Below are 10129 nucleotides of genomic sequence, written 5' to 3' on the forward strand. Positions count from 1 at the left end.
GATGCTGTTAACGTGAAGTGGGGGCGTAGCACCCTCAGGCCAGAACGAATCCCCACCGCGCCGGATTGGGGGATGCGACGGGAGATGATGAGCCAGAGTTTTACGACGGGGTTGGATCAGCTGTGGAGGCCGGGGTGTAGATAAAGCAGCCCGGCTAAACAATAAGCCCTGAGAATGCAGGACTTATTGACCGTTACGGGCGAGGCAATCGAACCCTTTTGCTTGGTGTGTCGTTTCGGCTCAAAGCGTGTCGTTATGCTGTTTCCGGCGGATCGGCCTGCTCGTTTCGTTGCAATTTGGCACAGTGGTTTCGCCACTTTTTCGGCACCACCCCTGCCGTCACAGTTTTCACCGAACGACACGGCGATGCGTTGACTAGGAAATAGCCCTAGGTGACCATCAGCGTCCTCTCAGATCTCGTCGCAATCTAAGGATAGATATGCGTCCCGTAATGAAGAATAATCCGTGGCCCCGAAGGCTTCAGCATTTCCCAATGGCGGGGATGCTCATTCTCGTAGCGGTGCTATCCACCAAGCCGATTACTCTCACTGGCCTTGCGATTGCCCTGTGCATCATTCCTTTCCTTTGCCTCTTCGTTATTGCCCTCGCACATCGCTGGGGGAAAAGATTCAGTGGCAGCACATTTATGAACATAGTCGCAATCATACTTCTGATTGCATTGGCTGCCGCGGTGTACTCCATAAGTTCTTATATGAAGCCTTATATTGGCCAGCATTTCTGTTAAGTGAAACGCCCGACTATAGATAGATGCTTTCGCAGCTGATTATTTTGATTCTGGCGCCAGAATAATTATCGAAGCGATGTTGGTTTGCTGCGGAATAAGTAAGTCTGGTCCGATCCTCTTATGGTAATTATGAACCGCTTTTTTATGGCATGCTTGCTAGCGGTATGTACAACGTCCTCGACTGCATTTTTGCTGGCAGCCATCGGCTCTTTGTTTGATGAGCGTGCAACGATAGGGTTGGCATTTCTTTTCGCTGCGATTGCAGCAATAGTGTCTGTGATAACTGTCGCTGTATGGGTGGTCCCGATACATTTAATGTTTGTGAAATTTTATGTTGTGGGGTTAGGCTGGTATATCATCTTGTCTCTGGTTCCTGGCTTGGTATTCCCTATCCTTTATAGCGTATGGGCTGAAATTGATTTTTCAGGAACCATCTTCGCTGGCTGTCTTGTTGCGGGTATTTTAAGTTCAGTGGTCTTTTGGTATGTCGCAGTAAGCGGTCAATCTAAATGAAAGTTTCCCGAAAGGTCGATGCGGCGATAGCATTATCTGTTGCCCTCGTGCCTGCCGTTTCTCGGCTCGTACTTGGCGATCCCTTTACCTTGGGACTTGGTATTATTTAGTCGTGCCTTTAACGGCTATTACCATCGGCGTCATAGCACATGTAAAATCACTTTTTTTGCTGGGCACATCCTTAGCCGTTTCTTTAACGCTTCTGATATATGACGCAGTAAATCTATCGCTAGCCAGACCTGAGGAGTTGCTTGCTCTCGGTCACCTTTTCTCGTTGCCGGGTGCTGCGGTGGGTACGCTAATTGGTGCTTTCTTATCACGGCGTTTGAGCAGACTGATTTCAGTCTTGGCGCTTGGTTTCGCTGGAACGCTGGTCGGCTTCTTCCTTAGTCAGCTAGTTGTATGCAATACGGTCATGTGGTGCGGAGCGCTGTCGCTACCGATTGGCTAAGGTAGTATCCAAAGGCTAACTCCTCTAAGCGCAGTGGCGCTAAATGAACCTATCCCCTTTTTCGTAGTTTGGCACACGCTGTTGAAGTAGATCTGTTCACGACTACCTTTGCAGCCTCTTTTCAATCAGCCAGAGTGCAGCGTAAATGCCCAGCAAGAAAAATACGATTTTTATGAGGCGTGAGGATGACTCTCTTTTAAATTCACGATAATCAGGTATCGAAACTAGCTGTTCTCCCCTGGCTTCCAATGAAGCCACCATGCCTGCCTCATCAACTCTGACATTAAGTCGCTCCCCTTTTTCGAATTTATAAAACATGTCGGTTTGTAGTTTATCAGACCAAATTTCATAAACAGGTATGGAGTATGGAATTCCGTTAAGAACTAGTCGCCGATTTTTATACACCGCAGCCTTGGTAAATTCTGCTTCAAACTCAGGTGAGATGTTTCCCCCGGTCGGGATAGTTAGCCATCCCAAAAAAAAGATACCGGCTAGGCCCAAGCTAAGAAATTTCGATATTGGAATCATGGTTGTCCATGCCGCAATAGATGCGTTCGGCTGATTCTGCGTGCCTCTTGCGCGCTGAGGCTGTATTAACGTGGTGTTTAAAGGTGCAATTTATGGCAGGAAATTATTTTCTGCAGCGCAAGCACGCTCGTATCGGCTGCACATTCTTTTGAACGCAACCTTTGCACCCTTACGGCAGTCGCGGTAGATCAGGGAACCGCGTTCGTAGTTTTGGCACACGTTGTTAAAGTCGATCTTGTCGTTCACGACTATCCATTGAAACTGACCGCCCACGCGCTGCTTCTTATGGCCGTTCTCCCGGCTCCAGTTACTCAGGTGGGTCTCACGGCTTACCGAGCGCTTCTGTGTGCTGCTTGACGAATTGGAGGCGTAGTAGCGGGCCGGGGTTGGCTGCATGGTGTTTACGGTGGGGCGGGGCGTGTAGTTCTCGTCATTGAAAGATGTTTGCTTGCTTATCGTACGCGCCGACGCCGCTTCGAGCCATTCTCTTTCTTCCTGGCTCAGCTGCCGCTGCTGGAGCGCTGACGTCGGCGTTTCGTGGCTTGTAACCGAAGGCTGGCTAACCCGCTGAATGGGCTGCGCCGGCTCTTGGTTAAACAAGGGCTTGCTGCCGATATGGATGCCTTGCTTGATCTGGTTCATGTCCAGGACTATCGGCTTTCCGAACGTCAATGCCAGTGCCGCGATGACCGCCGAACCGCTCCCCAGTATCGCTAGGAATCGCCATGGTCCTTGCTTCCTCCTGCTGCGTAGATACTCAGGCGCATCGTCCCAGTCCGATCTCACCTCGCCTCCTTGCGTTCGCCTATAGAATAAATATGTACCTTAAGTCGGGGCTGTAGCTTTTAGCCCCGCTGCTGTCACGAGTATTAAATAACAACGATAGGCTATGGATAAAAATCCGACGGAGGTAAATAAAATATAGATAGCTATCAGATTCCTTGTAGCGCCCGAAGGTTAGGGCTTTTAGCACCCGAAGGCGCTAAACCCCTAAGCGCAACCTCAAATATAGGCCCGGTTATCGATTCCATGTTATATGCGGCTTAGTTGCCCTGGAAGGGCGCTAAATAAATCGGTCCCCTTTTTTACTTCTATGAGTCACCGGTTAAGCGCCTCAGCCCATCTCTTAACTTACAGAAGCTCGGAGATTCATTCTCTTCAATATTAAGAAAAGGAGAAATCTTTTTTGCCCACTCATGCTTTATTTGGCCAGGTAGCGGCCAGCCTGTCTTTCGGATTGCTTTCATACCTCCTGGGTAAATAGCGTCCGCTAGCAGTTCCCAGGTCCCGCATACACTATCTTGTTCATAGCGTTCCAGTACCGCAATTTTAGCTTTACGGTAAGCGCACATAATTGCATGGCGATCTCCTAAGTACCAAGCTTCCATCTCTTCCACTGCTATTCTGAACATTACATTCAGGTTCGGCTGGCATTCATTCGCCAAGGCTGTTAGGTCTTTTAAGAAGTCCCTGCAGTCTTTACGGTCGGAATCTAATACTACAACTACTGCGTCAACTCCCGGAGTGCGTCCATATCCTTTCAGTAGCTTTGGAAGTTGTTGTAATAAAACGCGATTCGCAGGGTCGCCAGTGCGGCTTAGATTTTTCGGAATACGGCCAATACCTTTATATGGATGAACTCGCCACGTGTGAGCTTCACCAAGCTCACCAATGATTTTGGTTATAACTGAGTTTATTAGCTCACTGCCAGAGCTGTCCTCTACAACTATCTCAATGTGCATCCCTATACTCCATCGAGATAATCACTATACCAAAGCCCTCCCAGGGGCAATCCTTCTTCCACTAGGTTTTTCACGACCTCGACTGTGGATGCTCGGTGGATTTCAGAGTATCCATTTACGCCCTTCTTGAGAATCCACACTTCTTCTGGCGACAATGCATCAACGAAATAAGGTTGGTGAGTAGTTACAAATATTTGTGGTGAGTTTTTCTTGCCGGTTGCATGAGATCTAAATTCCTGTGCTAATGCTTCAAGAAGTTTGTGATAGAGGCCGTTCTCGGGCTCTTCGATACATATGAATGGTGGCGGGTCAGGGTCTTCAAGTAGTAATAGATAAGCAAAGATCTTTAATGTTCCATCGGACATTTGCTGTGAGAAAAAAGGATCATCAAAGGCGCCGTCATTGAATCGGAGCAAGATTCGCTTGTCGTCCGTAACCTTGGTGTCAATACTTGCGATGCCTGGGATCTTACTGGCAATTCTAGATAAGATAGAGTTAAACCTATCTTTATGCTCTCGCTCCATAAATTGAACGACATTGCCGATATTGTCGCCGTGCACATTCAAATGGCGCTGGGGGCCTGCGCTAGGTAATATTCTCGCGGCATCGGGATAAAAGTAAGATAAGTACCATCCCTTGAGGAAATCGCGGAATCTCTTGATTCTCGGATGTTCCTTGAGTGTTCCAAGCGTCGAGATGCCAAGTTCTCTCAGATCTGTAAGCTCAACCGAACTTTGCGTCCTATCTTCTTCTTGGTCTGTCTCAACCGCCTCCTCGCCGGCCCACACCATTCCTTTCCCATGTTGGAGCTTTAAGAACGGGAAAGGGCGGCCATGCTTTTGTCCTTTACGGCGCTGTTTAAGAAGCTCCGATTCAACAAACGGTCTGCTCGAGGAGTCCAAAGCTATTGAAAGTTCGTATGTGATGGGCCTTTCATTGGGAGCTTCTCGATAGTAAATCTCAAACCGAATAGCTCCATCGGCTCCTTTGGATCGTAGTCGTTCATATCCTCCGCGCTGCTTCATGTCACACGCTGTTTCGACATCGGTGGCTAAACAATCTGCAATGAAGCCAAATGCATCAAATAAAGAGCTTTTTCCAGCTCCATTTTTTCCGATGACGACAGTGAATGGTGATAAAGCCGCGCCTGTGTTTTGGCCCGACAACCTGCCAAGACTGACATCTTTTAACGCTCGAAAGTTTTGTACGCGAAACCCTTCAATAATGGCCATAAATCCTACTCTCCATGATTAACCATCAGTGAGCACCATTGGTCGTGATTTATTCATAGCAGGAAATCTTCTCATTTTCGGCCATACCAAAGGAAAAGGGGACAGATTTGTTTTCCTTCAAGCCCACCGCAACCCATCCAAAACAAGCCAAACCCTAAACGAAAAAGCCCCGCAAGTGCAGGGCTTTTCAAATCTGGAGCGGGCGAAGGGAATCGAACCCTCGTCATGAGCTTGGGAAGCTCAGGTAATGCCATTATACGACGCCCGCGGAGGCAGCCTTTGTACCAGAAGGGCGGGGGGAGGAGAAGCGGGTGCGGCGTTTAGGTCGATCAATGCTTTCAAACCTGCGCAATTTCTGCGGGCGCCAGGCTGCGGTACTGGCCGGGGGCGAGGGTGGGGTCGAGCAGCAGCGGTCCCATGCGTTCGCGGTGCAGCGCGGTGACCTTGTTGTTGAAGTGGCCAAACATGCGTTTGACCTGATGGTAGCGGCCTTCATGCAGGGTCAGGCGGGCCTGGTGCGAGCCGAGTAGCTCGAGCTCGGCGGGCAGGGTGGTGAGGTTCTCGAAGCGAAAGTAGAGGCCTTGGGCGAAGCGTTCGACGCAGATGGGGTCGATGGGGTCTTCGGTTTCCACAAGATAGGTTTTACCCAGCAAGCTTTCCGGCTGGGTCAGGCGGCGGGACCAGAGGCCGTCGTTGGTGATGATCATCAGCCCGGTGGTGTTGAAGTCCAGCCGCCCGGCAATGTGCAGCTCGTCCTTGTCCGGCTCATGCAGCAAATCCATCACCGTGGGGTGTTGCGGGTCGGCGGTGGCGCTGACGCAGCCGGCCGGTTTGTTGAGCATAAAGAAGCGTGCAGGTTTGCCTGCTTGCAGCACTTCGCCGTCCAGCTCAATGCGGTCGAAGATGCGGACGTCCCGGGTACCATCGCACACCGTCTCTCCATTCACCGAAGCACGGCCCGAGGCCAGCAGCAGGCGCGCTTGTCGATGACTGCAGTGGGGCAGGTTGGCAAGGAAACGGTCGAGGCGCATTACGGGTTCGCAGGCGACTCGCCGCGGGCGCAGCGTGGGCAGATGCAGGCTTTGTTCAGTGCGTCGTCCGGGATCTGTTCGCGTGCTTCCGGTGCGATCTCGGCGCTAAAGCACCAGCAGGGCCGTGTCGCGGTAACTGGATTTGCCAAGCCGCATTGATTCGGTTGGTCGCAGATCGGGCATTTATTGGGATCGAGCGTATCGCTCATGGCCGCCTCCGGGCGTCGGCAGCGGGCGCTGCGCTGGGAACGGTCGATTGGGAACCGCTCGGGAGCAGGCGTTGCGCCCGGCTCCCGAGCCGATCATTCATCACTTCACGCGCTGACCGGGCTTGGCGCCGCTGTCCGGGCTGAGCAGGTAGATCTCTTCACCGCCAGGGCCGGCGGCCAGCACCATACCTTCGGATACGCCGAACTTCATCTTGCGTGCGGCGAGGTTGGCGACGTACAGCGTCAGGCGACCTTCCAGTTTGCTTGGGTCCGGGTAGGCGCTCTTGATGCCGGAGAACACGTTGCGCTTGGCATCGCCGATGTCGAGGGTCAGACGCAGCAGCTTGTCGGCGCCTTCCACGAACTCGCACTTCTCGATCAGCGCGATGCGTAGATCCACGGCTGCAAAGGCATCGAAGGCGATCTCGGCGGCGATGGGCTCTTTGGTCAGCTCTCCATTGCCGCTCGGCTGGGCGGCGGTTTCGGTGGAGGCGAGGTCTTCCTTGGATGATTCGATCATGGCTTCGATTTTGGCAGGCTCGATACGGGTCAAGAGCGGGGTGAAGGCGTTCAACTGATGGTTGGTCAGCAGCGTTTGCAGGTCGGTCCAGCCTAGCGGCTCGACGTTCAGGAAACGCTCGGCGTCGGCGGCCAGGTTCGGCAGCACCGGCTTGAGGAAGATCACCAGCTGGCGGAACAGGTTGATGCCGGTGGCGCAGATGGCCTGCACTTCATCCTGCATGCCGTCCTGCTTATTCAGTGCCCACGGAGCCTTGTCGGCAATCCAGGCATTGGCGCGGTCGGCCAGGGCCATGATTTCGCGCATGGCGCGGGCGAAGTCACGGTTTTCGTAAGCATCGGCAATAGACGGTGCGGCCGTCTGGAAGGCGTCGGTCAGTTCCGGCGCGGCGTTGCGGTCGACCATCAGGCCGCCGTTGCCCTTGTGGATGAATCCGGCGCAACGGCTGGCAATGTTGACGACTTTGCCGACGAGATCGGAGTTGACCTTCTGCACGAAGTCTTCGAGGTTCAGGTCCAGGTCATCCACGCCGCGGCCGAGCTTGGCCGCGTAGTAGTAGCGCAGGTATTCAGGGTTCAGGTGTTCGAGGTAGGTGCGCGCCTTGATAAAGGTGCCGCGGGACTTGGACATCTTCTGCCCGTTCACCGTCAGGTAGCCATGCACCGCGACGGCAGTGGGCTTGCGGTAGCCGGCGCCTTCAAGCATGGCGGGCCAGAACAGGGTGTGGAAGTTGATGATGTCCTTGCCGATGAAGTGATACAGCTCGGCGCTGGAATCTTTTTTCCAGAAGGTATCGAAATCCAGTTCCGGACGGCGCGCGCAGAGGTTCTTGAAGCTCGCCATGTAGCCGATGGGCGCATCCAGCCATACATAGAAGTATTTGCCGGGCTCGCCTGGGATCTCAAAGCCGAAGTAGGGCGCATCGCGGGAGATGTCCCACTCATGCAGGCCGCTGTCGAGCCATTCGGCAATCTTGTTGGCGACTGAGTCCTGCAGGCTGCCGCTGCGTGTCCACTCCTTGAGCATTGCTTCGAAGTCGGGCAGCTTGAAGAAGAAGTGCTTGGAGTCGCGCAGCACGGGCGTGGCGCCGGAGATGGCCGAGCGCGGGTTCTTCAGCTCGGTGGGCTCGTAGGTAGCGCCGCACTTCTCGCAGTTGTCGCCGTACTGGTCTTCGGCAGCGCACTTCGGGCAAGTGCCCTTGATGAAGCGGTCAGCGAGGAACATGCCCTTTTCAGGGTCGAAATACTGGGTGACCGAGCGGGTGGCGATGTGGCCGGCGTCGCGCAGCTTGGTGTAGATCAGCTCGGACAGCTCTCGGTTTTCTTCGGAATGCGTCGAGTAAAAGTTGTCGAAATTGACCAGAAAATCCGCAAAGTCGGCGCTGTGTTCGGCCTGTACGTTGGCGATCAGCTGCTCGGGCGTGATGCCTTCCTTCTCGGCACGCAGCATGATGGCCGAACCGTGGGCATCGTCGGCGCAAACGTAGATGCACTGGTTGCCGCGCAGCTTCTGAAACCGCACCCACATGTCCGTCTGGATGTACTCGAGCATGTGGCCAAGGTGTATCGAACCGTTGGCGTAGGGCAGGGCACTGGTAACGAGGATCTGGCGAGCTTCGGACATTGGGAAAATCTGCAGTCGAGGTTGCGAAGTGAGTCGGCCACTATAAAGGTCATGCGGTTTTTTTTCATCCGCACTGGCGCCGGCGGCGCGGGTCGAATGCCAGTGCCGCGCCTCTTTGCCGCGCTTGATGAGCCGGGGCAGCACCACGGGTTAAGATGCCCGTCTGTTTTACTAGGTTTTTCTTGGGAGTAGTCATGACCGTCACACGCGAAGCTGTGGAAGCCGTACTGCGTCAGTACACCGACCCTAACCTGAACCAGGATCCGGTCGCTGCCGGTTGCGTGCGTTCCATCGATGTCCAGGGCGATCGCGTTAGCGTGCAGATCGAACTGGGCTACGCCGCTGGGCTGTTTCGCAGCGGTTGGGCGCAGATGCTGGCGATGGCCATCGAACAACTCGAAGGCGTGACCCGCGCTGATGTGCAGGTTGACTGCGTGATCCGCTCGCACAAGGCGCAGGATCAGCTCGAGTCGATGGCCAATGTGAAGAACATTATTGCGGTCGCCTCCGGCAAAGGCGGTGTGGGGAAATCCACCACGGCGGCCAATTTGGCTCTGGCGCTGGCTCGAGAAGGCGCGCGCGTGGGTGTGCTGGACGCTGATATCTACGGGCCGAGCCAGGGCATCATGTTCGGCATTCCTGAGGGCACCCGCCCGGAAATCCGTGACAATAAAGCTTTCATCCCGCTGGAAGCGCATGGCGTGCAGATCATGTCGATGGCGTTTTTGGCCGACGACAAGACGCCGATGGTCTGGCGTGGCCCGATGGTATCCGGGGCACTGCTGCAGCTGATCACGCAGACCGCTTGGAATGATCTCGACTATCTGGTGGTGGACATGCCTCCGGGTACCGGTGATATCCAGCTGACCCTGGCGCAGAAGGTTCCGGTGGTCGGTGCGGTGATCGTCACCACGCCGCAGGATCTGGCGCTGCTGGATGCAAAGAAGGGCGTGGAGATGTTCCGCAAGGTGAACATCCCGGTGCTGGGTGTTGTGGAAAACATGGCCATTCACATCTGCTCGAACTGCGGGCACGCGGAGCACCTGTTTGGCGAAGGCGGTGGCGAGAAGCTGGCGGCGCAGTACAACGTGGAGTTGCTGGCCTCGTTGCCGTTGTCGATGGCGATCCGCAGCCAGGCCGATGCCGGCAAGCCGACCACGATTGCCGACCCGGAAAGCCAGATCGCGATGATTTATCAGCAAATGGCTCGAAGCGTGGGTGCGCGGATTGCGCAGAGCGGCCAGATCATTGCGCAGTCGATGCCGAACATTACCGTGTCCGACGATTGATTCGTTTCGCGGTGGAGTGAGGCTAAGTCTTTCGTGGGGTAGGGCGGCCACCGATACCAACCGTAGGATGGCGTTGAGCGAAGCGATACCCATCAAGTCCGAGCCACCCGATGGGTATCGCAGGCTCAACCCATCCTGCGGATCAACACCGCGTCACCGATATGACTCGTAGGATGGCGTCGAGCGAAGCGATACCCGTCAAGTCCGAGCCGCACCGATGGGTATCGCGGGCTCAACCCATCCTAC

The 10129-nt window shown here is 54.4% G+C and carries 10 protein-coding genes and 1 tRNA gene; 3 read left to right on the forward strand and 8 right to left on the reverse strand.

The features are described 5' to 3' along the window. The coding region (locus tag NA619_RS24655) for a DUF4113 domain-containing protein (protein ID WP_255964411.1) at positions 1–144 on the forward strand (144 nt) is incomplete at its 5' end. Positions 145–865: 721 nt separating this feature from the next. Next, a complete protein-coding gene (locus NA619_RS24660) occupies positions 866–1258 on the forward strand; it encodes a hypothetical protein (RefSeq protein WP_255964402.1) in 393 nt (130 codons plus the stop codon). Between the two features lie 553 nt (positions 1259–1811). Here NA619_RS24660 and NA619_RS24665 read toward each other — a convergent pair. The 8 genes from NA619_RS24665 to metG all read right to left on the reverse strand — a co-directional run bounded on the left by NA619_RS24665 (position 1812) and on the right by metG (position 8594). Then, a complete protein-coding gene (locus tag NA619_RS24665) occupies positions 1812–2237 on the reverse strand; it encodes a hypothetical protein (RefSeq protein ID WP_255964403.1) in 426 nt (141 codons plus the stop codon). A 90-nt stretch (positions 2238–2327) separates the two neighbouring features. Beyond that, positions 2328–2879 carry a hypothetical protein gene (locus NA619_RS24670; RefSeq protein WP_255964404.1) on the reverse strand — a complete coding sequence of 184 codons (552 nt, stop codon included), beginning with the start codon at positions 2877–2879 and terminating at the stop codon, positions 2328–2330. Between the two features lie 449 nt (positions 2880–3328). Next, positions 3329–3979, reverse strand: coding sequence for a DUF4276 family protein (locus NA619_RS24675; RefSeq protein WP_255964405.1), 651 nt, complete (start codon positions 3977–3979; stop codon positions 3329–3331). Between the two features lie 2 nt (positions 3980–3981). Beyond that, positions 3982–5211: an AAA family ATPase gene (locus NA619_RS24680; protein ID WP_255964406.1), complete on the reverse strand. Its 1230-nt coding sequence runs from the start codon at positions 5209–5211 to the stop codon at positions 3982–3984. A gap of 194 nt (positions 5212–5405) precedes the next feature. Further along, positions 5406–5479 (reverse strand) — tRNA-Gly (locus tag NA619_RS24685). A gap of 70 nt (positions 5480–5549) precedes the next feature. Then, positions 5550–6242 carry a pseudouridine synthase gene (locus tag NA619_RS24690; RefSeq protein WP_255964407.1) on the reverse strand — a complete coding sequence of 231 codons (693 nt, stop codon included), beginning with the start codon at positions 6240–6242 and terminating at the stop codon, positions 5550–5552. Beyond that, positions 6242–6451 (reverse strand): cysteine-rich CWC family protein, encoded by a 210-nt coding sequence (locus tag NA619_RS24695; RefSeq protein ID WP_255964408.1) that lies wholly within the window; start codon positions 6449–6451, stop codon positions 6242–6244. The genes NA619_RS24690 and NA619_RS24695 overlap by 1 nt, the downstream gene beginning before the upstream one ends. A 100-nt stretch (positions 6452–6551) precedes the next feature. Continuing rightward, entirely contained in the window at positions 6552–8594 is a 2043-nt protein-coding gene (gene metG / locus NA619_RS24700) for a methionine--tRNA ligase (RefSeq protein ID WP_255964409.1), read from the reverse strand. Positions 8595–8788: 194 nt separating this feature from the next. On the opposite strand from metG, the gene apbC reads away from it, so the two are divergent. Further along, positions 8789–9883, forward strand: a complete 1095-nt coding sequence (apbC, locus tag NA619_RS24705) for an iron-sulfur cluster carrier protein ApbC (protein ID WP_255964410.1) — start codon at positions 8789–8791, stop codon at positions 9881–9883. Positions 9884–10129: the final 246 nt, after the last annotated feature.

The sequence above is a fragment of the Stutzerimonas stutzeri genome (genome assembly GCF_024448895.1).
GTDB classification, from domain to species: domain Bacteria; phylum Pseudomonadota; class Gammaproteobacteria; order Pseudomonadales; family Pseudomonadaceae; genus Stutzerimonas; species Stutzerimonas stutzeri_Q.

Excerpts from the sequence above, each read along its gene's own strand:
- NA619_RS24660 (WP_255964402.1), top strand. The coding sequence starts at position 866 with ATGGTAATTATGAACCGCTTTTTTATGGCATGCTTGCTAGCGGTATGT.
- NA619_RS24665 (WP_255964403.1), bottom strand. The coding sequence starts at position 2,237 with ATGATTCCAATATCGAAATTTCTTAGCTTGGGCCTAGCCGGTATCTTT.
- NA619_RS24670 (WP_255964404.1), bottom strand. The coding sequence starts at position 2,879 with ATGAACCAGATCAAGCAAGGCATCCATATCGGCAGCAAGCCCTTGTTT.
- NA619_RS24675 (WP_255964405.1), bottom strand. The coding sequence starts at position 3,979 with ATGCACATTGAGATAGTTGTAGAGGACAGCTCTGGCAGTGAGCTAATA.
- NA619_RS24680 (WP_255964406.1), bottom strand. The coding sequence starts at position 5,211 with ATGGCCATTATTGAAGGGTTTCGCGTACAAAACTTTCGAGCGTTAAAA.
- NA619_RS24690 (WP_255964407.1), bottom strand. The coding sequence starts at position 6,242 with ATGCGCCTCGACCGTTTCCTTGCCAACCTGCCCCACTGCAGTCATCGA.
- NA619_RS24695 (WP_255964408.1), bottom strand. The coding sequence starts at position 6,451 with ATGAGCGATACGCTCGATCCCAATAAATGCCCGATCTGCGACCAACCG.
- metG (WP_255964409.1), bottom strand. The coding sequence starts at position 8,594 with ATGTCCGAAGCTCGCCAGATCCTCGTTACCAGTGCCCTGCCCTACGCC.
- apbC (WP_255964410.1), top strand. The coding sequence starts at position 8,789 with ATGACCGTCACACGCGAAGCTGTGGAAGCCGTACTGCGTCAGTACACC.